Source organism: Corynebacterium oculi, from assembly GCF_001412105.1.
In the GTDB taxonomy this organism is placed as follows: Bacteria; Actinomycetota; Actinomycetes; order Mycobacteriales; family Mycobacteriaceae; genus Corynebacterium; species Corynebacterium oculi.
The window spans coordinates 244673-265960 of sequence record NZ_LKST01000001.1; the positions used below are offsets into that span (position 1 = coordinate 244673).

At 64.0% G+C, this 21288-nt stretch carries 22 protein-coding genes and 2 tRNA genes; 15 read left to right on the forward strand and 9 right to left on the reverse strand.

What is annotated here, in order from left to right:
- Positions 1–69 precede the first annotated feature (69 nt).
- Together Cocul_RS01175 and Cocul_RS12440 are read left to right on the forward strand one after the other, a co-directional pair.
- Positions 70–1143 carry a VIT1/CCC1 transporter family protein gene (locus Cocul_RS01175; protein ID WP_055121488.1) on the forward strand — a complete coding sequence of 358 codons (1074 nt, stop codon included), beginning with the start codon at positions 70–72 and terminating at the stop codon, positions 1141–1143.
- A 33-nt stretch (positions 1144–1176) separates the two neighbouring features.
- Positions 1177–1773 (forward strand): maltokinase N-terminal cap-like domain-containing protein, encoded by a 597-nt coding sequence (locus tag Cocul_RS12440; RefSeq protein WP_055121489.1) that lies wholly within the window; start codon positions 1177–1179, stop codon positions 1771–1773.
- On the opposite strand, the gene phoA is transcribed toward Cocul_RS12440, so the two are convergent.
- The 3 genes from phoA to Cocul_RS11635 all read right to left on the reverse strand — a co-directional run bounded on the left by phoA (position 1770) and on the right by Cocul_RS11635 (position 4332).
- Positions 1770–3287, reverse strand: a complete 1518-nt coding sequence (phoA, locus tag Cocul_RS01185; RefSeq protein ID WP_055121490.1) for an alkaline phosphatase — start codon at positions 3285–3287, stop codon at positions 1770–1772. The genes Cocul_RS12440 and phoA overlap by 4 nt on opposite strands.
- Before the next feature lie 159 nt (positions 3288–3446).
- Positions 3447–3926, reverse strand: coding sequence for a Fur family transcriptional regulator (locus Cocul_RS01190; protein ID WP_055121491.1), 480 nt, complete (start codon positions 3924–3926; stop codon positions 3447–3449).
- A gap of 115 nt (positions 3927–4041) precedes the next feature.
- Positions 4042–4332, reverse strand: coding sequence for an ArsR/SmtB family transcription factor (locus tag Cocul_RS11635; protein ID WP_245622065.1), 291 nt, complete (start codon positions 4330–4332; stop codon positions 4042–4044).
- Between the two features lie 553 nt (positions 4333–4885).
- Between Cocul_RS11635 and Cocul_RS01200 the strand changes: the two genes are divergently transcribed.
- From Cocul_RS01200 to Cocul_RS01210, 3 genes are read left to right on the forward strand one after another with little or no spacing between them, the layout of a single operon-like run.
- Entirely contained in the window at positions 4886–6271 is a 1386-nt protein-coding gene (locus Cocul_RS01200; RefSeq protein ID WP_055121493.1) for a glycine--tRNA ligase, read from the forward strand.
- Position 6272: 1 nt separating this feature from the next.
- Positions 6273–6785: a hypothetical protein gene (locus Cocul_RS01205; RefSeq protein WP_055121494.1), complete on the forward strand. Its 513-nt coding sequence runs from the start codon at positions 6273–6275 to the stop codon at positions 6783–6785.
- Between the two features lie 10 nt (positions 6786–6795).
- A complete protein-coding gene (locus tag Cocul_RS01210; RefSeq protein ID WP_055121495.1) occupies positions 6796–7260 on the forward strand; it encodes a hypothetical protein in 465 nt (154 codons plus the stop codon).
- A gap of 8 nt (positions 7261–7268) precedes the next feature.
- On the opposite strand, the gene Cocul_RS01215 is transcribed toward Cocul_RS01210, so the two are convergent.
- Complete coding sequence (locus tag Cocul_RS01215; RefSeq protein WP_055121496.1) at positions 7269–9281, reverse strand: TPM domain-containing protein; 2013 nt, start codon at positions 9279–9281, stop codon at positions 7269–7271.
- A 35-nt stretch (positions 9282–9316) separates the two neighbouring features.
- On the opposite strand from Cocul_RS01215, the gene Cocul_RS01220 reads away from it, so the two are divergent.
- Positions 9317–10612 (forward strand): deoxyguanosinetriphosphate triphosphohydrolase, encoded by a 1296-nt coding sequence (locus Cocul_RS01220; RefSeq protein ID WP_055121497.1) that lies wholly within the window; start codon positions 9317–9319, stop codon positions 10610–10612.
- Positions 10613–10621: 9 nt separating this feature from the next.
- On the opposite strand, the gene Cocul_RS01225 is transcribed toward Cocul_RS01220, so the two are convergent.
- Both Cocul_RS01225 and Cocul_RS01230 read right to left on the reverse strand, forming a co-directional pair.
- On the reverse strand, positions 10622–10864 hold the full coding sequence (locus tag Cocul_RS01225; RefSeq protein ID WP_055121498.1) for a hypothetical protein: 243 nt from the start codon (positions 10862–10864) through the stop codon (positions 10622–10624).
- A 5-nt stretch (positions 10865–10869) separates the two neighbouring features.
- Positions 10870–11337, reverse strand: a complete 468-nt coding sequence (locus Cocul_RS01230) for a guanyl-specific ribonuclease (RefSeq protein ID WP_055121499.1) — start codon at positions 11335–11337, stop codon at positions 10870–10872.
- Positions 11338–11412: 75 nt separating this feature from the next.
- Between Cocul_RS01230 and dnaG the strand changes: the two genes are divergently transcribed.
- Entirely contained in the window at positions 11413–13308 is a 1896-nt protein-coding gene (gene dnaG, locus Cocul_RS01235; RefSeq protein ID WP_055121500.1) for a DNA primase, read from the forward strand.
- Between the two features lie 13 nt (positions 13309–13321).
- Here dnaG and Cocul_RS01240 read toward each other — a convergent pair whose 3' ends face one another.
- Entirely contained in the window at positions 13322–13564 is a 243-nt protein-coding gene (locus Cocul_RS01240) for a hypothetical protein (protein ID WP_055121501.1), read from the reverse strand.
- Positions 13565–13848: 284 nt separating this feature from the next.
- Positions 13849–14076 (reverse strand): hypothetical protein, encoded by a 228-nt coding sequence (locus Cocul_RS12145; RefSeq protein ID WP_150114294.1) that lies wholly within the window; start codon positions 14074–14076, stop codon positions 13849–13851.
- Positions 14077–14310: 234 nt separating this feature from the next.
- Here Cocul_RS12145 and Cocul_RS12150 point away from each other — a divergent pair, with 234 nt between their 5' ends.
- From Cocul_RS12150 to Cocul_RS01265, 5 genes are all read left to right on the forward strand, one after another.
- Complete coding sequence (locus Cocul_RS12150; RefSeq protein ID WP_150114295.1) at positions 14311–15492, forward strand: hypothetical protein; 1182 nt, start codon at positions 14311–14313, stop codon at positions 15490–15492.
- Positions 15493–15684: 192 nt separating this feature from the next.
- Positions 15685–16008 carry a hypothetical protein gene (locus Cocul_RS01250; RefSeq protein ID WP_150114296.1) on the forward strand — a complete coding sequence of 108 codons (324 nt, stop codon included), beginning with the start codon at positions 15685–15687 and terminating at the stop codon, positions 16006–16008.
- The gene (locus tag Cocul_RS01255) at positions 16008–16481 is read left to right on the forward strand and encodes a hypothetical protein (RefSeq protein ID WP_055121504.1); all 474 of its coding nucleotides are present in this window, start codon (positions 16008–16010) and stop codon (positions 16479–16481) included. The genes Cocul_RS01250 and Cocul_RS01255 overlap by 1 nt, the downstream gene beginning before the upstream one ends.
- Positions 16474–17298: an FtsK/SpoIIIE domain-containing protein gene (locus tag Cocul_RS01260; RefSeq protein WP_055121505.1), complete on the forward strand. Its 825-nt coding sequence runs from the start codon at positions 16474–16476 to the stop codon at positions 17296–17298. The genes Cocul_RS01255 and Cocul_RS01260 overlap by 8 nt, the downstream gene beginning before the upstream one ends.
- A 154-nt stretch (positions 17299–17452) precedes the next feature.
- Positions 17453–18370 carry a tyrosine-type recombinase/integrase gene (locus tag Cocul_RS01265; protein WP_055121506.1) on the forward strand — a complete coding sequence of 306 codons (918 nt, stop codon included), beginning with the start codon at positions 17453–17455 and terminating at the stop codon, positions 18368–18370.
- Between the two features lie 82 nt (positions 18371–18452).
- Here the strand turns inward: Cocul_RS01265 and Cocul_RS01270 are convergent.
- Positions 18453–18526 (reverse strand) — tRNA-Ile (locus Cocul_RS01270).
- A 209-nt stretch (positions 18527–18735) separates the two neighbouring features.
- On the opposite strand from Cocul_RS01270, the gene Cocul_RS01275 reads away from it, so the two are divergent.
- From Cocul_RS01275 to Cocul_RS01285, 3 genes are all read left to right on the forward strand, one after another.
- Positions 18736–18808, forward strand: a tRNA-Asn gene (locus tag Cocul_RS01275).
- Between the two features lie 190 nt (positions 18809–18998).
- A complete protein-coding gene (locus Cocul_RS01280) occupies positions 18999–20273 on the forward strand; it encodes an acid phosphatase (protein WP_055121507.1) in 1275 nt (424 codons plus the stop codon).
- Between the two features lie 35 nt (positions 20274–20308).
- Positions 20309–21136 carry a serine hydrolase domain-containing protein gene (locus Cocul_RS01285; RefSeq protein ID WP_055121508.1) on the forward strand — a complete coding sequence of 276 codons (828 nt, stop codon included), beginning with the start codon at positions 20309–20311 and terminating at the stop codon, positions 21134–21136.
- The last annotated feature ends 152 nt before the right edge of the window (positions 21137–21288 follow it).

Sequence of the window (21288 nt, forward strand, 5' to 3'; positions counted from 1 at the left end):
TCTTCCGCTGCCGCTGATCGGCGCGTAGCATAATCCAGGATTGTTCCCACCCCACCCGGAGAACCACGAGTGAATACGTCTCCCCCTCCCACCCGCAAGCAAATTCAGCGCTGGCGGCAGTACCTCGCGGATGAACGAGCCGAGGCCGCCGTGTACCGCGAACTCGCCCGAAAAAAGACGGGAGAGGAGCGCGAGATTCTATTGAAACTGGCCGAGGCGGAGTCCCGCCACGAGGAATACTGGCGGGAGAAACTCGGCGATGAGGTGGGCATGCCGCAGCGCCCGGGGGTGAAAACCCGCTTCACCGGGTGGTTGGCGCGCCGTTTTGGCTCCGTATTCGTGCTGGCGATGATGCAAAGCGCGGAGGCCCGCAACCCCTACAGCAGCGATGACGACGCCCCCGATCAGATCGCGGCGGACGAGCACGTTCATTCCGAGGTGGTCAAGGGCCTGGCCGCCCAAAGCCGGGAGCGCATGTCGGGGGACTTCCGGGCCGCCGTCTTTGGGGCGAATGACGGCCTGGTGTCCAATCTTGCGCTGGTGATCGGCGTGATGGGCTCGGGGGTTTCCTCCTCGATGATCCTGCTCACCGGCGTCTCCGGCTTGCTGGCCGGCGCCCTCTCCATGGCTGCGGGGGAGTACATCTCCGTGAAGTCCCAGGCGGAACTCCTGGAGGCCTCCACCCCCCAGGAGGACACCGCCACGCTGCTGCCGGAACTCGACGTGAACGCCAACGAGCTAGCCCTGGTATTCCGCGCCCGCGGCTACGGCGCGGAGGAGGCGGAGCAGCGCGCCCGGGAGGCCTTCGCGCAGGCGCACGGGGCGGTGGCGGAAGCCAGCGGCGAGGTCGCGGCGTCGAAAGCCAAGGACGGAGCGTGGTCGGCCGCGATGTCGAGTTTTTTGTGCTTTGCCACGGGCGCGCTGATCCCCGTGCTGCCCTTCCTCTTTGGGGCCTCCGCCCTGCTGGGCGGGGTGATCGCCATCGCCCTGGTTTCCGTGGCACTGCTGTGCACGGGGGCCTTCACCGGGATCCTTTCCGGTAAGCCGCCGGGGCCGCGCGCGCTGCGTCAATGGCTGGTGGGCATGGGGGCCACCGCGGTGACCTACGTGCTCGGCGTGCTCTTCGGCCAGGTGATCGGCTGATCCTGCGCGCCGCGCTGTGGCATCCTGGTGGGCATGAGCGAACATCACAATGTGGCCGAGGTTTATGCGGATGCCCAGTTGAGTCCCGGTAAAGAGCATTTTCAGCGCCTCTTTGCGGAGCGCGAGGGCCTGATGGAACCGGGGGAGGATCTGATTCCCCAGGCCTCGTGGCGGCTGATTGACCCCGAGGGACAGGTGGGCATGGAGGTGGCCGTGGTCTCGGTGCGCGGGCGCTTCATCCAAGTGCCCCTGGCGTATCGCCCCAGCGCCCTGCCGGATACGGCCGGGCTGCTGGGGGAGATGGATCATTCCGTGCTGGGCACCCGCTATATTTACGACGCCCGCCGCGACCCGGCCTTCCGCGCAGCCCTGGCGGAGGCGGTGCGGGAGGGCCGCCAGCCCGCCTCGAAGAAGGACCTTGGTACCGGCGAGATCATTCCGCCGCAGGTGGAGTTCCGCGTGGCCTCGGGCTTGGACGCCGGGAGCGCCGAGGTTGCTGAGATCAAGGTGTTGCCCGAGGAGCCGCGCGAGGGGATGGAAGCACAAACCCCAGGCACCATCGTGGGCACCTGGGGCGAGGGAGACCGGCGCCGCAGCGCGGTGCTGGTGGCGCCGGGTGAGCGAGTCTAGATCCCCAGGGCCTCGGTCACGGTGAAGAAGAGGTCGGTCTGATCGCTCAGGCCGGCCACGTTGGCGGAGTTCGGGCCAAAGGCGGCGATGCGCAGCTGGGTGCCCGTGTGCTGCTGGGAGCCGTCCACGTCATCCGTGGTGGCGTAGCTGATGGTCATCTCCGAGCCCTCGCGGGTGAGCAGCTTGCGGGTCAGGCCGGGGTAGAGGCCCTCTTCCTCCTCGTCCTCGGTGGGAACGATCTGGCTGGTGTGCGCGTGATCGGCGGTGACTACCACGAGGGTCTCGCCGTCGGCCTTGGCGAACTCCAGGGCCTTTTGCACGGCCTCGTCAAGATCCACGGTCTCACCGATCTGCCCGCAGGGATTAGCGGCGTGGTCCTCCTTGTCGATGGAGGCCCCCTCCACCTGGAGGAAGAAGCCCTCCTCCTTGTCCTTGAGCAGGTCGATCGCCTTGGCCGTCATATCCGCCAACAGCGGCACCTCGGCGGTGCGCTCGGGGTTATCGGAACAGGTGGCGGCGTCCTCAAGGTATCCGCCCTTGGCGGCCTTGGGGCCCTCCCAGCGCACCGGCATGTTCCCCTCGGAGAAGAGCCCCAGCACCGGCTTATCCTGGTTGGCCTCGGTGATCTTGCCCAGCTCCTCGGCGTTGGTGGGGAGCTGGTAACCGCGCTCGCGGGCCTGCTCCAGCAGCGTCTTATCCTTGTACTGCCCGGCCTTGGCCTTCTCCTCGAAGCTCTCGGCGCCGCCGCCCAGCGTCACGTCCGCCCGGGTCTCCAGTATCTGCTCGGAGATGGAGCCGCGCCCGCCGTTTTCCAGGGCGTTCTCCGGGCACTTCTCCGCGGTGGAATCCGGGCCGTAGCACTTGCGGTGGCTCACGTGGGCGGCCTGGACGGCGGGGGTGGCGTCCTGGATCTCCGCGGTGGAGACGTTGCCGGTGGCCAGGCCGGCCTTCTTGGCGCGCTCGAGGATGCTTTCCTGATCCTTTCCGTGGATGTCTACGGAGATGGCGCCGTTGTAGGTCTTGGTGCCGGTGGCCCAGGCGGAGCCGGAGGCTGCGGAGTCCGTGACGTAATCCGGCTTGCCCTCCTTGTCCAGGGAGTAGTGGGTGTACTGGCCGGTTACGGGGAGGGCGTCGAGGCCCTTGAAGGAACCGCCCGCCCCCTCGGCGTAGTTGCGGGCGGAGGTGATCTCGGAATCGCCCATGCCGTCTCCGATGAGGAGGATCACGTTCTTCGCCCCGGTCTTGCTGATGGCCTCCTGGAGGCTGCCGGATTGATCCCCCTGGAGGCGTCGGGCGCCGCCGTGCTCGGAGAGGGTGCCCGCGGCCTCGCGGCTGTTGGTGGACTCCGTCTGAGACACGGGGGTAATGGTGTTGCTCGTCTGCTGCGCGGTGCTCTGCGGGGTGGAGGCATCGGCGGCGTTGGTATCGGTGTTATCGGCGCTGGAACACCCGGCGATGAGCACCAGGCTGGTCAGGGCGGCCGCAGCGGGGAGGATATGGCGGGTATAAGACATAGCTACTCTTCCAAGTGTTGATGAACCGGGATGACACCGGGAGGACAACGAGCATCGCTCAGGGGAAAAGATAGGGGGCCTTTGTGAACATGACATGGACAAAAGAACCCCCGCAGGTGAAAACCTGGTGAACGGAAGGTAACGCAGCTTAGTCTGGGTTTAGTTGGTTTTTGTGTTTCCGGTTGTTTCGGCAGCGGTGGTGCGGTCGGCGTGGTCGGCGCGCGAGCGGCAGGCCGGGCACAATCCGTAAATCTCGGCGTCGTGGCCGGTGAGGGCGAAGCCGTGATGGGAGGCTACCTCCTTGGCCCAGTGCTCCACCGGGCCGCCGTCGATTTCCTTGGTGGAGCCGCATTCGGTGCACACGAGGTGGTGGTGGTGATCCTCGCTGAGGCAGTGGCGGTAGAGGCTTTCGCCCCCGGCCACGCTGAGCACGTCTACGGCGTGGACCTCGGCCAGCGATTGCAAGGTGCGGTACACGGTGGATAGTCCCACGGGGGTGCCCCGCTGGGTGAGCTCCTGGTGGATCGTCTTGGCCGAGGCGAAGTTATTGAGCGCGACGAGCGCGTCCACCACGGCGGCGCGTTGCTTGGTGTTGCGCGCGCCGAGCTTGGGTGCCCGCGCTGCGGATCTGTTATTCATTCTCCGTGTCCTTCCCCGTGTTGTCTGGGGGTGCTGTTCGCAGGGTACTACACGGGCGTGGCGGGGGTCAGGGGCGCATTGGACTCCTCGGTGACCTCTGAGACGTCGATCGTGGCTATTTCTGCGATCTCCGCCGAGGGTTTGAGCAGGTGCGCATAACCGTGGCGGAGAGGGCGATGATGTCGCGGAAGAATCCATGTAGCTCGGGGGAGCTGAGCTTGTAGCAGCGGCTGCGCCCCTGGGGGTGGGAGACCACAATCCCGGCGTTTTTGAGTACGCGCAGGTGTTGGCTGATAAGGGGCTGGGGTCGGCCGAGTTGCGTGACGATCTCACTGACCAGATACTCGCGTTCTACCAGGAGGGAGAGGATGCTGACGCGGATTTCCGAGTCGATTGCACTAATCACTGTGCTGGCAGCGTGGCTGCGAGCAAGGAGTGGGTGTGTTTCTTCGGTGTGCCCTGGCATGTCGTTCTCGTCTATAAATCGTCCAGTAACTAGTAACCAAAAATAATAGACCAAAGGGTGGTGGTGTGTGCTACAGATAGAATTTTCCTGAATGATTCTAGTCACAATACTGATAGTTTGGCTATATATTATTTTCTTTGGTCTGTAACTCTGGTGATAAAAGGGTGGGTTCGTTGTGCGTGAGCGCCTTTCAGGTACCCGCCCGGACCGTCGCGCCAGACCGTCGCGTCGGCCTCTCGCGCCGGGCTCCGGGTGGGCTCTGGGTGGGCGAGGGCGCGGCGGCGGTGGGGTACGGCTAGAATGACGAGGAATCTTCTCTCTGGCACCGCGCGGGCCGCGCAGGCTAGGATAGCTGGCGCAGGCTGTGCGGACAGGCGCGGTGGTGTGGGTCGAGGCGATCCGCATGCGGGTGGCCTATTCGCCCCGCGGACGATACGCGGGCACCGGCCGGGAGGGATGCACCGGCGATTACTACTAGGAGGAATCTCCCCTTATGGCGCAGCAGTCCGTCATCGAAACCGTGGTCAATCTGTGCAAGCGGCGCGGTCTGGTCTATCCGGCGGGCGAGATCTACGGCGGTACCCGCTCTGCCTGGGATTACGGCCCGCTGGGCGTGGAACTCAAGGAAAACATCAAGCGCCAGTGGTGGCGGCACATGGTGACCTCCCGCGCGGACGTGGTGGGCGTGGATACCTCGGTGATCCAGCCGCGCCAGGTGTGGGTGGCCTCCGGCCACGTGGAGGTGTTTACCGATCCCCTCGTGGAGTCCCTGTACACCCACAAGCGCTACCGCGCGGATCACCTGATCGAGGCCTACGAGGAAAAGCACGGGCACCCGCCGGAGAACGGCCTGGCGGACATCAACGATCCCGAGACCGGCCAGCCCGGCAACTGGACGGAGCCGCGCGCCTTCTCCGGCCTGCTCAAGACCTTCCTCGGCCCGGTGGATGATGAGGAGGGCCTGCACTACCTGCGCCCGGAGACGGCACAGGGCATCTTCATCAACTTCAAGAACGTGATGAACTCCGCGCGCATTAAGCCCCCGTTTGGCATCGCCAACATCGGAAAGTCCTTCCGCAACGAGATCACGCCGGGCAACTTCATCTTCCGCACTCGTGAGTTCGAGCAGATGGAGATGGAGTTCTTTGTCAAGCCCGGCGAGGACGAGCAGTGGCACCAGTATTGGATTGATAACCGCTACCAGTGGTACGTGGATCTGGGCATTAACCCGGAGAACCTGCGCCTGTACGAGCACCCGCAGGAGAAGCTCTCCCACTACTCCAAGCGCACCGTGGACGTGGAGTACGCCTTTGGCTTTGCGGGTTCCCGCTGGGGCGAGTTGGAGGGCGTGGCCAACCGCACGGATTATGATCTGCGCGTGCACGCGGAAAGCTCCGGCGAGGACTTGAGCTTCTATGACCAGGAGGCCGACGAGCGCTGGATCCCTTACTGCATTGAGCCCGCCGCCGGACTGGGCCGCTCCATGATGGCCTTCCTGGTGGACGCCTACACCGAGGACGAGGCCCCCAACGCCAAGGGCGGAGTGGACAAGCGCGTGGTGCTCAAGCTGGACTACCGCCTCTCCCCGGTCAAGGTGGCCGTGCTGCCGTTGTCCAAGAAGGAACCGCTGGCGGGTAAGGCCAAGGAGTTGGCCGATAAGCTGCGCGCGTACTGGAACATCGATTACGACACCTCCGGTGCCATTGGCCGCCGCTACCGCCGCCAGGATGAGATCGGTACCCCCTTCTGCGTGACCGTGGACTTTGACACCCTGGAGGATGAGGCGGTGACCGTGCGGGAGCGCGACACGATGGAGCAGGAGCGCGTGAAGATCGCTGATCTTGAGGCCTACCTGGCGCAGCGCCTGCTGGGGTGCTGAGATGACGTTCTCGGCACGCTACACCTCCTGGGGCCAGCGCGGCTCCACCACTCCCTTGTTGGTGGAGGAGGGGCCCGAGGAACTGGGCACCTTTGGGGTGGAGCGCGCCACCGTGGGGGAGCAGTCCTGGTTGCTCAGCGCCACCAAGGAAACCGTCACCGCCACCACCGAGGCAGGGGTGGCGTTTACGCTCACGGGCAAGCGCGCCCGGGCCAAGACGCTCAGCGCAGACCTGGGTGGTAGGGCCGTGACCCTCCTCAACGAGGCGCGTCAGGACTGGGTGATCGTGGACGCCCAGGGGACCAAGATCGCGCAGTTTTCCGGCGGGAATAACGGCGTGCGGCGCTGCGTGCTGGAAATAGAGGAGGGCGCTCGGGTGTCCACCGCCGAGGCGGTGGCGTTGAGTTGGTTTGTGCGCTTGATCCTGGAGGCGCGCCTGGGGGCCTCCTCCACGGTGCTCATCGTCACGCTGCTGGCAGCCACGCTCATCGCGGTGCTGGCGGTACTGCTCTAAGGAGAATCGGGTGGCCAAGGCAGCCGAGGGTGTGTGGGTGTGGCAGGGCAACGAGCTTATCGACGCCAACGGGCAGACCATCGCCTCCGTCCGCTCGGATGTGCTCTACTGCGGGGAGGAACGCCTGCTCATCGAAAGCGCCGCCGAGGGGCCGAGGTTTCGCGCCCGCGCCACCTCCATGAGCGGGGGAGTGTTTACCATAGCCCAGGCGGGCTTTACCGTGCAGAGGTTGCAGGCGCGCTGCATGGAGCGGGAGTACGACCTCATGCGCAGCAGCCTGTGGCGCAAGCACCGGGTGATTAGCAGCCAGGGTGTGCCCCTCATGGTGGTGCGCCCCCTCATTAGCGGGCGCGTGGAGGTAGAAAAAGCCCCCGAGGCCCCCCGCCCCATCATCCCGCTGGACACGGTGTTTTTGTCCTGGGGCTGCGTGCTGGTGGACTCCCCGGTGCGCCGCCCCCGGCTGAGCCGGGGGTAGAAACCGGGCTAGAAACTCCCGCCGAAGACGTCGTTGCCTCCGTCGAAGCCGCCGCCAAAGTCATCGCCAAAGCCGCCCCCGAAGCCCCCGCCGTGGTTCCCGCCGCCGAGGATATTGCCGATCACCATGCCGGTAATCAGGCTCCCCGCGCCGGAGCTAAACTCCTGGCGGCGTTGGCGCCGATAGTGCTCATCAATATCATCTTGCGCCGCCCGCACGGCGGCTTGGGCGCGCTGCGTGGCTTGCCGCGCGGTATCCACCGCCCGGCGTAGATCCTGATTTTCGAGGGAGTCGGCGCGCTGGGCGAGTTGCTTGGCCTCGGAGAGGTAGGTGCGTGCCTGCGCCCCCACCAGGCGGCCACGTGAGGAGATGAGATCCTCGGCGGCCTGAATGGTGGAGTTCGCGGCGTCGCGGTGCTGGCGGTACATGCGCACCAGGCGATCCTGGGTGGAGGTGGTCTCCCGTAGGGCGTCGAGCTTCTCATCTAGGCGGGCATCGAGGTCGTTCAGCTCGGTGTAGGTTCCCAGGGGATCCTCTTGGCCGTGGCGCTGGGCCTTATCCACGAGCCCGCGCGCCTCTGCTACCAAGGCATCCAGTGCGTCCCAGTCCGCGCGGGCGCCGTTGGCGGTCCCGCGAGCACGCAGCTCCTCGGCTTCCTCGATCTCCTCTTCTACTTCCTCGACGAGGGAATCCAGGGAGGCCCGCGCGGTGGCGATGTTCTCGTCGGCGTGCTCCACGGCGGAGAGCATGCGGTCGGCCACCTTCACGGCGTGCTCGGCCTCCCGCAGAACCATCACCAATCCGCCCTGCTGACCCGCGGGCTTGCTGGCCAGGGAGCGCGCGGCGCTCAGCGAGTTCTCTGCGGCATCGAGGCTTGCGGAGGCCAACTCCGGGTTATCCCGCACCGAGGCCAAGGTGGTCTCCGGGTACCTCGCGGCGAGGTTGTCCAAGGTATCGGAGACCCTGGGCAGCCGCGCCCTAATATCCACCGTGCGCTGCGTGATCTCGGCGATCTTCTTATCCGCGTTCAGTAGGAGGCTACGCATGTCGGCGAAGTCCTTGGCCTGCTTATCCAGTTCCTTTTGTGCGGAGGAACAGGAGGTAATCACCTCCGTGAGCAGGGCGCGTTTTTCCTCGTCGGTCTCCGGGATGGCGTCGTGGAGTTGATCGTGAATATCGTAGGCTCGCTTTAAAGCGGCCTGCGCCTTGTCCAGGGCGCGCCTAAACGGGCGGGTGCGCGCGGAGCCAAACTCGGCGGTGGCCACCTCTAATTCCTCTTCGCCGCGCCGGATGGACTCGTCGGTGGCCACAAAGTAATCATCGGCCACCTGTCCCAGGGCGGGGATGGGCAGTTGGGTAAGGGATGCGGTATCAGCGGGGTCGATGCGGCGGGCGCTCTCTACCACCTGCTTCTTTTCCTCCTTGCGGCGTTTGCGGCCGAAGTACCAGATCCCGCCTCCGGCCCCGGCAACCGCCACGGCACCGGCCCCCAGCCAGGCCACGGATTCCCCGGAGACCTCGCCGCTGGATTCGGCGGCGTCGATGAGCGTGGAGGCGGCGCCGTAGAAATCCTTTTCCGCGATCGGAGCGCTAATAGCCTTGTCCAGATCCGCTAATTCCGAGTTCGTCCACTTATTTCCGCCGACAAGGCTGTATTGATCATCGCCTGTATTAATGGCCAGGAGAGCGAGGTTCCCGCCGCCGTTGGCCTGCAAGGATTGCTGAGCCCATTCCGCGCGGCCCATGCCGTCAAAGCTATTGACAAAGACGATCTTGAGGTTGCGCTGATGGGACTTGAGGAACTGAGAGATCCGCTGTTCCAGTTCCGTCACCTGAGCGTCGCTGAGCACCCCGGATTCGTCATAAATCGCCTCGGCAAAGGCCACGGGGGCGGCGGCGAGGACCTGCGAGGAGGCGTGCGCGGGGGCCGCGAGAGCCGCCGTGGTCGCGGCGGGAATCAGCGTCATGGTGCAGGCCGCAGCGGCGGCAAGGGTTCGCGTGAACGGGATATTCGCCATCATGGGGCCAGGATACTCAACTGGATAAGATAGGGGCGATGAGCACGAGGCACCCCCACCAATACACCGCCGAGGACCGCCAGCGCCGATTTTCCGAGGGCCCCAAGGGCAGCGGCCTGGGGCACGCCCCCCAGGAACATCGCAGCGCCTTCTCCCGCGACCGTGACCGCGTGCTGCACTCGGCGGCGTTGCGTCGATTAGCGGATAAAACCCAGGTGGTGCGCCCCCGCGACGGGGACACCCCGCGCACCCGCCTCACACACTCCCTGGAGGTGGCACAGATCGCCCGGGGCATGGGGGCGGGCCTGGGGCTTGATCCGCACGTGGCGGAGCTGGCCGGACTCACCCACGATATTGGGCACCCGCCCTACGGGCACAACGGGGAGCGCGCGCTCAACGAGGTGGCCCAGGACTGCGGGGGCTTCGAGGGCAACGCCCAGACGCTGCGGATACTCACCCGCCTAGAGCCCAAGGTTCTCGATGAGCAGGGGCACAGCTTTGGCCTCAATCTCACCCGCGCGGCCTTGGACGCCACCTGTAAGTATCCCCGGCTGCGCAGCAACCCCGATGGCTCCCTCAACCGCAAGTACGGCTGCTACGACGAGGACGCCGCCGTGCTGGAATGGGTGCGCAGGGGGCATGACGACGCCACTGCCTGCATGGAGGCGCAGGTGATGGATTGGGCCGACGACGTAGCCTATTCCGTGCATGACGTCGAGGACGGCATCGTCTCCGGGCGCGTCTCGCTCGGCGTGCTGTGGGACTTCGTGGAGCTGGCCAAACTTGCGGAAAAGGGGGCGCGGGCCTTCGGCGGCACCCAGGAGGAACTCATCGAGGCGGCCGATGGTCTGCGCCAGTTGCCCCTGGTGGCGCAGTGCGCGGAGTTTAACGCCAGCCTGCGGGCGCACGCCACCCTCAAAAAGCTCACCAGTGAGTTAGTGGGACGCTACGTCTCCTCCACCATTCAGGCCACCCTCTCCGCGCATTTCCAGGGGGACGGGTGGCTGGGGAGAACCCACGGCAGGCTGGTGGTTCCCGATCAGGCGCGCGCGGAGGTCATGCTGCTCAAGACCATCGCGGTGCTCTACGTGATGGACGAGCACCGGCACCTTGTGCGCCAGGATCAACAGCGCGACCGCATTTACCGCGTGTTTGATTACCTCTGCGCGGGTGGTCCCGGCGCGCTCGATCCCATGATGCGGCAGTGGTGGTATGAGGCTGACGGGGAGGCGGCGCGGCAGCGCGTGGTGATAGATCAGATCGCCTCCATGACGGAATCGCGCCTGGAACGCCTGGCGCGCCGGGCGGCGAACCTGGCGGACTTTTGGGGGTAGGCCCCGCGTTTAGCGCTGGAGGGTGATCCCGAGGTCGCGGAGGACTTCTTGCACGGCGCGGGAATCCCCGGCGGGTAGCGCCCATTGTGCGCAAATGATGGTGCGCACCTGGGCCTCGCGCAGCAGGTCGGCCATGCCGTCCAGGTTGGTAGGCGCGGGGCGATCCGCCTGGCACAGGCAGCACCCCAGGGCCTGATACAGGTCGTGGCGGGAGGTGAGTGGGCAGGTGATGAGGAGGGGATTATGGGTCATGGCTCTTATAGGTCGGGGATCTCGCAGAAGGATTCGTAGTGATCCGAGGTGTAGTACCAGACCTCGGGGTCGGTGGGCTGCTCCCCGCCGGTGACGATGCGCCGGGGGCCGCGATGGCTAAGGCCGGGGGTGTCCACGGTGTATTCGCGGTAATAGTTGCGATCTTGCTGCGGGAGCAGGCCCTCATAATTGCCAAATCGGGTGCCATCGTTGTCCGGGTACTCGAAGGGGCCACCGGCCATGATCGTCTCCACGACTTCGTCGGCCTCCGGGGGCAGGCTCTCCAGGGCGCAGGTGGCGCCGCTATTCGACGCCGGGGAATCCGCCACCGAGGTATGCGCGGCCTGGGTGGTGGGGGAGGTGCCGGGGGAATCGCCGGAGTCCAGGCCAAACCAGGCCGCCGCTGCCGCCAGGGCCACGCCCCCCACGGAGGCGAGGATGGTGCGCAGCCGGGTGCTGGGTTGAGCAGTCATGTCCTGTATCTTGGCACGGCGGTCTCCGGGTAAAGAACCGGCCCCGTGGTTTGACCGCGCCGGTAAGTTGGAGGCATGGCGAAGGGACGCATACCGGAAAGCGATATTCAGGCGATCCGGGAGCGCACGCCCATCGAGGAGATCGTGGGGGAATACGTGCAGCTCAAACCGGGAGGCTCGGATTCGCTCAAGGGGCTTTCCCCCTTTAAAGATGAGAAAACCCCGTCCTTCCACGTGCGGCCCAACCGGGGCTATTATCACTGCTTTTCCACGGGCAAGGGCGGCGATGTGTTCTCCTTTCTCATGGAGATGGAGCACATCACGTTTCCCGAGGCCGTGGAGTACTGCGCGGAGAAGATCGGCTACCAGATCAATTATCAGGGGGGCGGCCCGGGGCGGCGGGAGGAGCCGGGCACTCGGCAGCGGCTCATCGCGGTCAACAAGGCCGCGCACCAGTTTTATCGGGAGCAGCTGGAAACGGAGCAGGCCGCCCCGGCGCGGCAATTCCTGCTGGATAGGGGGTTCTCCCAGGAACACATCTATGCCTTTGAATGCGGATACGCCCCCGAGGGCTGGGACACCGCCACCAAGGTGCTCCTGGCCAAGGGATTTAGCTTCAAGGAACTAGAGGCCGCCGGGGTTTCCAAGATGGGCAAGAGGGGGCCCATCGATCAATTCCACCGCCGCCTGCTGTGGCCCATCAAGAACATGTCCGGGGACGTGATCGGCTTTGGGGCCCGCAAGCTCTTTGAGGATGACAAGCTGGGTAAATATATGAATACCCCGGATACCCTGCTGTATCACAAATCCAAGGTGCTCTTTGGCCTGGATCAGGCGAAAAAGAGCATTGCGGCGGGGCATCAGGCCGTGGTGGTGGAGGGCTATACGGACGTGATGGCCATGCACGCCGCCGGAGTCACCGCCGCCGTGGCCTCCTGCGGCACCGCCTTTGGCGACGAGCACCTGCAAATGCTGCGGCGGCTCATGCTGGACGATCACTACTTCCGCGGCGAACTCATCTACACCTTTGACGGCGATGAGGCCGGGCAGAAGGCCGCCATGCGGGCCTTCGAGGGGGATCAGAAGTTCACCGGGCAGTCCTTTGTCTCCGTGGCTCCCGAAGGCATGGACCCCTGCGATCTGCGCCTGGAAAAGGGCGATAGCGCGGTGCGCGACCTCGTGGCCGATCGCGTGCCCATGTTCGAGTTCGTGGTGCGCTCCATGCTCGCCCAATACTCCTTGGACACGGTGGAGGGGCGCCTTCAAGCGCTGCGCCGAACGGTTCCCGTGGTGGCGGGAATCCGCGACCGCGTTCTGCAAAGCGAATACGCCCGCCTGCTCTCCGGGTGGATCGGTTGGTCCGACCCCAACGAGGTGCTCAAACAGGTGCGGCAGGAGGCCGCGCGCCCCAAGAAGGCGGAGCCGCGCCGGGCCCGGCGTTTCGACGCCGCCGCGAGCGAACCCCTGCCGCAGGGGGCGTCGATAGTCATGCCCAATCCGCGGAACCCGGCGCTGTGGCCGGAGCGGGAATCGCTGAAACTGGCGCTGCAGTACCCGGAACTCACCGGCGGCTACTTTGACGGCATGGGCAAGGAAGCCTACACCCACCCGGCCTATCGGGCGGTACGCATCGCTATCGCGGAGGCGGGGGGGTGCGCCTCCGCGCAGAGCGGCGCGCAGTGGATCGCGCGGGTCTCCGATCGCATGGCCGATCTCACCGGACGCTCGCTGGTGTCCGAGTTAGCGGTGGAGGATCTGTGCATGGAGGAGGCTCAGATGAGCAGGTACGCGGATTCGGTGTTGTCCCGGTTGCAGGAGGTACAGGTGGGCAACCAGATTGCGGAATTGAAGGGGCAATTGCAGCGCATGCGCCCCTCGGACGACGAGGTGACCTATAACTCGCTCTTTGAGGATTTGGTGGCCCTGGAAAAGGCCCGCCGCGATCTCCAGGACAGGGCGCTGCGCGGCTGATCCTCCTAGCCTTTTAGTCCTCGTCCGGCTCCAGGATCGTGCTGGAATCATCCCGGCGTAGGTTTTTGACCTCCCGCATGCGCGGCTGGGGATCAAGCCGATCGGCCAGGGCCTTGCGCCCGGCCTTGAGGGCGTTCTGGGTGACCTCGGAGTTGATGGTGGTCTGGTAGCCCTTTTTGATCTGTTCGTAGCGCTTGCGCCCGGCCTTGGTGCCAAAAACATAACCGGCGGCGGCGCCGATAACGAGCTGGATCATGGCGGTCAACGTCCTAACTGATCGCGGGGACAGGGCAGGGGACTCCCGCGAGGGGAGTCACGCTTGGGTATATCTTACAGTCCCGGCGGTTCCTCGGCCTGCGGTGGCGGCGGGAAAGCAGGCGAAAACCACCCCCGGCGCCCTTATCCGGCGCGCTGGGGTGGTGAAGGAAAACGTGGGGCCACCGGGGCTCGAACCCGGGACCTGCGGATTATGAGCTAGCGGCTCAGGTTGGGGTCGATTCCGGGCTGATCCATCAAGGAGAAGTCCAGATCATGGCTAACCTAAACCCCGGAGGCGAGCGGGCGGCGGAGCAGGCGCAGACGAGGCAGCAGGGCGACGGGGTACGGCAGACCGGCGGCACGCCGCACGCGGCCGTAGCAACGCCAAGTTGCGACCCCATAGACCAGCAGCCGCAGGCGCGCCGCACCGCCGAAACCGCCGCCCCGGAGCGCCCCCGAGAGGGGGGCGCGGAGGGGGATCTTGATAGTAATAAGAGTTATTGCTGCCACCCCCTACGACCAGCGGAAATAGAAGCAGAGCTAAAACGGGCGGAGCGCCGCGAAGAACGGTGGTTGGCACGATCGAGGTTGTGGGCGGCAAGCACGTTGAGGGGGGTTCGGTACTGCGGAAGGTTGATTACCGATGACATGCCGGGCGTGGGGGTCAAGCGGTTCCAAGGGGCATCTGGGTTCATTGGACTAGCGACATGTTCATCAGTGTGGGTGTGTCCAAGATGTTCAGCAGTGATCGCTATGAAGCGGACACGGGAGATTGGTTCCGCGATTGAACAGTGCCAAGTAGAAGGCGGCGAGGTCTACCTGATCACGTTGACCGTGCGGCATCATGCCGGGCAATCCCTACAGGATGTGTGGGAAGCAGTTTCAGCAGGTTGGCGTGGTGTTACGGGGAACACGAGGTGGACGGGGCGCAAAAAGCGAGGCACAGAAGGAGAGCGTGACCGGCTTGGCGTTGCAGGTACGGCTCGTGTTGTGGAGGCAACCCATGGAGACAACGGGTGGCATGTCCATGTTCATGCGCTGGTGTTTTTAGAGAAGCCACTGATCGATACCTTTTCCGCAGACCTGCTGGGTATGCCACCACGTACTGATGAAGAAGAAGCGAAGGGAAAAGGAAAAGCGATTTCCCGGATCGCTAAGGTTCTTGGACTACCGGAGAACGAGGTAAGCGATGCCGCGCAAGAGGCAGTGTTGCGTACTTACCTTGGATCTATGTGGGCGCGGTGGTGGATCGATGCGGTGAAGAAAGCCGGGTTTGCTAGCCCAGGGCACCAAGGTTTCGATATACGCCGTATTTCTGATGGGGGCAATGAATACCTAGGAGACTATCTTGTGAAGAACTCGTACACCCCAGCTGAGAAATTAGGAATTGAAGTAGCGTCCGGTATGCACACGAAGAAAGGAGGAGGGCGCACTCCTTTTCAAATTCTTGCCGACGCGATTGAAGAGCAGCCCAAATTTGGTTTTCCTTTACCTAAGGGGTCAATATTCCACCATATTGGCGAAAATGAATACTTGCTTGTGGAAACAAAAACCGGTGAAGTGGTGGAGATGAGGGCGAAAAAGTCATGGCGACTATGGCACGAGTGGGAGCGTGTTTCCAAGGGGAAACGTCAGATCATGTGGTCCAGGAGGGTGAAGAAAAACATAAGGTCACACCATGAAATGTGGAATAGGATCCTGGATGCGCGCGGTCAAGAGATGAGCGACCAGGAGATCGCGGAACAGGGCACATTGGATGATGAGTTTCTCGGAGAAATCTCGAGGGAGTCCTGGTATAAAAATTTGACATGGCGACCGTCATTAATTTCCGGACTGTTGGAATCTCTAGATAACGCAGGAGAAAAGGAAGCCCGATCTACGCTTATCCGGTGGGCGGATGAACATGGCGTTGAGCTTAATTCGTAACCGGTTCTGGGTGTGGAAAAATTTCCAAGATTGGCTATTGCACGCCCGACGAAAATGTGTTCTAATGTAGTCGCGAACCGTTCCCTACGGGTCGTGAATAGTAATTTTTAGTATGAAAGGAAAATATCCGTGTCCAAAAACGCACGAACTATTAAAGCGCCCTCAGTGCGCATCCTCCCCCTGGTTGATGTTGTGCCGCAGCCGCGTTACCGCTGGGAAAACGGCGAGCGCACCAACGTCCAGGAGGTCACCCCGTCGGGTCGCCCGGCTTACCAAGTGCGCGACGTGCTGGTGATCTGGGAGGGGGAAGCTGAGATGGGCAACCTAGTCACCGCGATAAGCGCTGAGCTTAACGGCGGCTATGTCTACGCCGTGGACCCCGACGCGGTGGTGACACTCGGGGCACGCACCGCAATGAACTCAACGTTCGCCGAGCAAACTATTACCGTGACTTCCGATGGGCTCAAGCCGGTATCGGATCTTCGCGAGGCGCTCTACGGGCAGGAGGCAGCGTAATGGGTTTGCTAGTGCTAGTAGCGGGCATTGGTCTCGTGGTGTTGGGTTTGTTGGCGTCGAAGCTGGAGAAGTCCGACGAGGAGAAGGACACCTACGGCGGGATGAACAAGGCGGCGATGTCGGTCGATGACGAGGACTTCGTCAGCTTGTTCTCGAACACTAAGCGCGCCCGGGAGTTCTTCGACGCCACCGGTTGCTACGAGAAGGGGTTCGTTGACGACGACGAGCCGAAGCGCTACTACCCCCAGAAGCGCTGCGTTGACCAGACCTCGACGGGCGTGGAGATCCTCTTCGACCTACCGCTGGGCATGCCCTTTGAAGAGTTCGAGAAGGCGATCGCCAAGGGTGGAGGACAGCTTGTGTTCGGCAAAGCCGAGCTACGGTGCGAACGGGTTGGGTTCGGACAAGCCAAGCTGACGCTGATTAGCCGCCCGCCTTTTTCTGGTCGCCTTACAGGGGATTTCCTTGAGTAGGCGGCTACGGTGGGCGCTCGACGAGGACGGCGAGGAGATCCTCTTCGCCCCCACAGTGGCGATGCACACCATCGTCGCCGGGGCTACGAGGTCGGGCAAGTCGAAGCTATCCCAGGCGATCCTGGTGCAGTTGGCGAGGTGCCCGGAGGTCGCGGTGTGCGGGGTTGATCCCGCCGGTGGGCTGCTCGCCCCCTTCGCCAGGCTTCGCCCCGAGGACGTCGTGGTAGGTTCCGGGATCCCCGCTTTGGAGAACGCCGTGAAGCTTATCGACCATCTCGTGGAGGTCATGGAGCAGCGCAACATGGGCTTGCTGGACCGCCTCGAGGAGAAGATGGACCATTTCTCCCCGGAGTGCCCGTTGATCGTTGTTGTACTCGAGGAGTACGCCGGGATGCTCGCCGCACTCGAGGCATGGGATAAGAAGCGCCAGAAGGGCTTTGTCCTTCAGGTTGGGCGTCTACTGCGCGAGGGTGCGAAGGCCGGGATCCGGGTTTTCACGGTGATCCAGCGCCCCGAGGCGGCGGTGCTTCACGATCGTGCCCAGTATTCCCGGCGCATCAGCTGCAGGTTGGACAACGCGGATTCGGTCCGGATGCTCTTCGAGGATGCCAGCGCCCCGGTGGTTGCGAGGTTGGTCAACGTGCCACCCGGGCAGGGCTTGGTCTGGGAGGCGGGATCTCCACCGAGATGGTTCCAAGCACCAGATCTGAACTACGCCCGGTATTGCGAGCTAATCTTTGACCGCTATCGAGGTCCCACGCTCGGCTTGGGGGTATCGGGGGCAAGCCCCCGATCCTTGCGGGGTGTGGGGGAGTAGCCCCCACCGATACACACCACACGCCCCCACCAAGCAGCAGCGCAGGGTGATCACCCCAGCGCCACGACCAACACCACCTCCTCCCGTCCATGCCGGGGGACCGGGGGTATCCCCCGGGAAGAACCACAACGAACCCATAAGGACAACGACATACATGAACACACAGGTCACACCACTTTTTGAACCATACGCACGAGACTGGCTTACCCTTCACCCCGTAGCCGAGCGCACCCGCCAGGACTATTCCTCACTTCTCGACCGGATGCTCATCCCAGCATTCGGCGCCTACAGCTTGAGCGATATCGACTACCGCCTCATCCAGGAGTGGACCAACCGCAGTGCCGAGCATTCCCATAGCCAAACCCGCCAGGCACTCACGGTGCTAAGCCAGATCCTTGATCTCGCGGAGAGGGAGGGGCACATCCAGCGCACACCGATGCAGTGGGTGCGCCTCCCCTCGGCAACCCGGTCCTTACCTGATCCGCTTTCCCCCGAGGAGTTCCACCGTCTGGTGGAGGCGATGCCGACCACGAGGGACCGTTTGATGAGCCTAGTGCTAGGACTTGGCGGGCTACGGTTCTCTGAGCTATCCGCCCTGGAGGTCCGCGATGTCCACGAGGACTATCTCAACGTAGGAGCAGGGCTGCAGCCCCGCCGGGGAGGCGGACTTATCCGCAGCGACACCAAGGCTCACCGCCAGCGCCGCGTCTACCTACCCGAGGCGCTGCTTGACGAGCTGCAGTCCTACATCAAGGGCAAGCACGAGGAGGAGGTACTCTTCCCCTCGAGTACGGGCACCCCGGTTCATCGCGGTAATTGGGTCAAGAGGATCCTGAAGCCGGCATGTAACCGAGCCGGGATTAAGCAGGTCACCCCGCATGCGCTCCGCGATACGTGCGCAACCCTGGCGCTGAGGCAGGGCGCCGCTCCCCAGGTTGTCGCGGCGCAACTAGGGCATACAGATGCTTCGGTGACGCTGAAGCACTACGCTGGTGTACTTGTTGGTGACCAAAAAAAATTAGCCGATGACCTGGGACAACTTTTTGCCGAGTATTCCCAGACCGCCAGCTAATTTTTTCGAAAGATCCGAACACCAGACAAAATGTTCCGGGATCTACAACCAACCAAGACCGTAGCACACAATCCTGATTGAGTGGGGCTACTGGGGCTCGAACCCAGGACCAACGGATTATGAGTCCGTAGCTCTAACCGACTGAGCTATAGCCCCTCCACCGTCTGAGGTGACCTGCGCGAACAGGCACCGCGTTTTTCGGCGCTACTCAGTATATACAGCCCCGATGGCTTGCCAAAGGTGGGGCCGGGTGCCCGGCGGTGCGGGGTGGGAGTAGCGGCAATGACCAGGCGATTTGCCCCTTTCTTTTGGGTGGAACTATAGTGAATCCTCGTTGCCGCCGAGGGGATCGGCGCAGACGATAATCCTCCATAGCTCAGTTGGCAGAGCATTCGACTGTTAATCGAAGGGTCACTGGTTCGAGCCCAGTTGGAGGAGCAAAGATTAGCCTCCTGGCCGTGGATGACACTCCACCGTCGGGAGGTTTTCTGCGTGCGTGGGGTGGGTGGCTATGATTCTGGGCAAAGTTGCCCAGCGTTTACGGGCCTGTAACCGAGTGTTTACTTGGGTGCGGCAGGTTATATTGCGGAAAGACGGTCAGCGGGGCACCAGGAAAAGAGGGCACGGTATGAAGTACACGGCGATCACGCGGGCGGCAGTCGCGTCGAGCGTGGTGGTGGCGTTGGGGGCGGGAACGCTGGGCCCGGCGGCGTGGGCGCAGGATATGCCGCAGGAGTTGTCCTCGGCGGCGTCGGCAGGCGCGGCGGAGTACCTGCCGGCTAACCCGGTGCTGGTTCCCGCCGCGGTGGCGCACGAGGGCGCTCCCGCGCCGCAGCCGTTTAGCCCGGAGCGCGTGGTGCGCTGGTATCAGTCGGATGCCTCCTCGCACGGGGTGTTTTATTTCCCCGTGGTGGATGCCTTTGACCAGGTGCAGCGCGAGCACCCGGAGGTGATGAGCCGCAACCTGGAGGAGGTGGTGCGCATTAATAATGCTGCCGCGTCCGATCCACAGTTGGTGGAGCGCGCCCTGGCTGACGATCACGATGACCTCATGCTCACCATGTCCGAGGCCTGGGGCACGGAGTTAGGGGAGGCGTTTAGGCAGGCCGTGGCGGAGAATCGCCTGCCCAAGACCGCGCAGTTGTTGTCCGGGAACCTGGCGCGTGGCGGGGGGCTGGCCTCCTCGACGTTCGTGGAGAAGTATTGGTTCGGCTATGACCGCCCCTTCGTGGTGGCCCCGGATCGGATCAACCGGTATCACCGCGAGGGCGGGGACGATGAGTACTCCACCACGCCCTCGTACCCCTCAGGGCACACGAATATGGCCACCTGGAAGTCCGCGGTGATGGCGGCCCTGGTGCCGGAGTTTGGCGCGCAGATGTTGGCGCGAGGGTCCGAGGTGGGTTATCACCGCCTGGTGATGGGCGTGCACTATCCTCTGGACGTGATCGGGGGGCGCATGTCCGGCATGGCGGCGGCGGCGGATCGCCTGAACGATCCCGAGTTCCGGGGGCTGATCCAGGAGGCCGCGGCGGAGGTGCGCGCGGAGCTGGAGTGGCGCTGCGGGGCGTCGATAGCCGAGTGCGCGCAGCGAGGCGAACAGTATTTGAGCGCCCAGGAGGCGCAGGAGGCGTTCACGCAGCGCATGAACTACGGCTTTGAGCAGGTGGGGCAGGCGGGTGCGCCGATGGTGGTGCCCGAGGGGGCCGAGGTGCTGCTGGCGGCCCGGTTCCCGGATCTTAGCCCGCAGCAGCGCGCGCAGGTCCTGCATCTGACCGCTCAGGATTCCGGCTACCCCCTGGATAAGAGCGGGCCCGAGGGTCCGTGGCAGCGGTTGAACCTGGTGGCGGCGTGGAACGCTCACCCCGTGGTGAACCCGGACGGCACGGTAAGCCTGGGGTGAGCTGGGGGTAGCGCCGTGCGGGTAGCATGTGGGGCATGACTGCTCGCGCGCTGCTCGATGTACTCCGGGAAACTCAACAGTGGCCCGCCGATCACGTGGTTGCGGCGGTGCTCTCCGGGGGTGAGGTGCACGCGGCGGGAGATCTGCACCGGCCGTACGCGCTGGCGAGCGTGACCAAGCTGCTGTCCGCGTATGCGGTGCTGCTCGCGGTGGAGGAGGGGGCGGTGGGCCTCGATGACCCGATGGGGCCTCCCGGTTCCACGGTGCGTCATCTCCTCGCGCACGCCTCCGGGGTGGCCTTTGATTCCCGCGAACAGATCAAGCCCGTGGGTGAGCGCAGGATATATTCCTCGGCCGGCTACGAGCTGCTTGCCGACGCCCTGACGGACCTCACCGAGATCCCCTTCGCGGAGTACCTGCGAGAGGGGGTGTGCGCGCCGCTGGGCATGGATTCCACGGTTTTGGAGGGCTCGGCCGGGCACGGCGGCGTATTGACGGCCGCCGATCTTTTGGCCTTTTCCCAAGAACTACTGTCCCCGAAGCTATTGCACCCGCAGACGGTACGCGAGGCGATGCGCCCGCAGTTTCCCGATCTGCGGGGGATCGTTCCCGGATACGGGATGCACAAGCCCTGTCCATGGGGATTGGGCTTTGAGCTTCATGGGGAAAAGCGGCCGCACTGGGTGGGGGAGACCATGCCGGGGAACGTGGCGGGGCACTTTGGCATGAGCGGAACATATCTGTGGGTGGCCCCGGAGCAGGACTGCGCGATGGTGTTGCTCGCTGACCGGGATTTTGGCCCCTGGGCGGCGCAACGCTGGGCGGGATTCAACGATCAGGTATGGGCCGCCCTGGCCGGATAAGCCTGAACTAGAACTTGAATAATCGGGGGATAAAGCGGAACTTGAGAGTTGCCGCCTTCGTGCCCCGAGGGGAACACTCGAATGCAACAGTGTTCATACGTACGGGCCAGAAGCCACCGCGAGATCGTTGGGGAAGACGAAACTCGTCTGGT

What these genes read in the sequence shown, in the direction of transcription:
- Cocul_RS12440 (WP_055121489.1), top strand. Translation starts at nt 1,177, where the DNA reads ATGAGCGAACATCACAATGTGGCCGAGGTTTATGCGGATGCCCAGTTG.
- phoA (WP_055121490.1), bottom strand. Translation starts at nt 3,287, where the DNA reads ATGTCTTATACCCGCCATATCCTCCCCGCTGCGGCCGCCCTGACCAGC.
- Cocul_RS01190 (WP_055121491.1), bottom strand. Translation starts at nt 3,926, where the DNA reads ATGAATAACAGATCCGCAGCGCGGGCACCCAAGCTCGGCGCGCGCAAC.
- Cocul_RS01200 (WP_055121493.1), top strand. Translation starts at nt 4,886, where the DNA reads ATGGCGCAGCAGTCCGTCATCGAAACCGTGGTCAATCTGTGCAAGCGG.
- Cocul_RS01205 (WP_055121494.1), top strand. Translation starts at nt 6,273, where the DNA reads ATGACGTTCTCGGCACGCTACACCTCCTGGGGCCAGCGCGGCTCCACC.
- Cocul_RS01215 (WP_055121496.1), bottom strand. Translation starts at nt 9,281, where the DNA reads ATGATGGCGAATATCCCGTTCACGCGAACCCTTGCCGCCGCTGCGGCC.
- Cocul_RS01220 (WP_055121497.1), top strand. Translation starts at nt 9,317, where the DNA reads ATGAGCACGAGGCACCCCCACCAATACACCGCCGAGGACCGCCAGCGC.
- Cocul_RS01225 (WP_055121498.1), bottom strand. Translation starts at nt 10,864, where the DNA reads ATGACCCATAATCCCCTCCTCATCACCTGCCCACTCACCTCCCGCCAC.
- Cocul_RS01230 (WP_055121499.1), bottom strand. Translation starts at nt 11,337, where the DNA reads ATGACTGCTCAACCCAGCACCCGGCTGCGCACCATCCTCGCCTCCGTG.
- dnaG (WP_055121500.1), top strand. Translation starts at nt 11,413, where the DNA reads ATGGCGAAGGGACGCATACCGGAAAGCGATATTCAGGCGATCCGGGAG.
- Cocul_RS01240 (WP_055121501.1), bottom strand. Translation starts at nt 13,564, where the DNA reads ATGATCCAGCTCGTTATCGGCGCCGCCGCCGGTTATGTTTTTGGCACC.
- Cocul_RS01255 (WP_055121504.1), top strand. Translation starts at nt 16,008, where the DNA reads ATGGGTTTGCTAGTGCTAGTAGCGGGCATTGGTCTCGTGGTGTTGGGT.
- Cocul_RS01265 (WP_055121506.1), top strand. Translation starts at nt 17,453, where the DNA reads ATGAACACACAGGTCACACCACTTTTTGAACCATACGCACGAGACTGG.
- Cocul_RS01280 (WP_055121507.1), top strand. Translation starts at nt 18,999, where the DNA reads ATGAAGTACACGGCGATCACGCGGGCGGCAGTCGCGTCGAGCGTGGTG.
- Cocul_RS01285 (WP_055121508.1), top strand. Translation starts at nt 20,309, where the DNA reads ATGACTGCTCGCGCGCTGCTCGATGTACTCCGGGAAACTCAACAGTGG.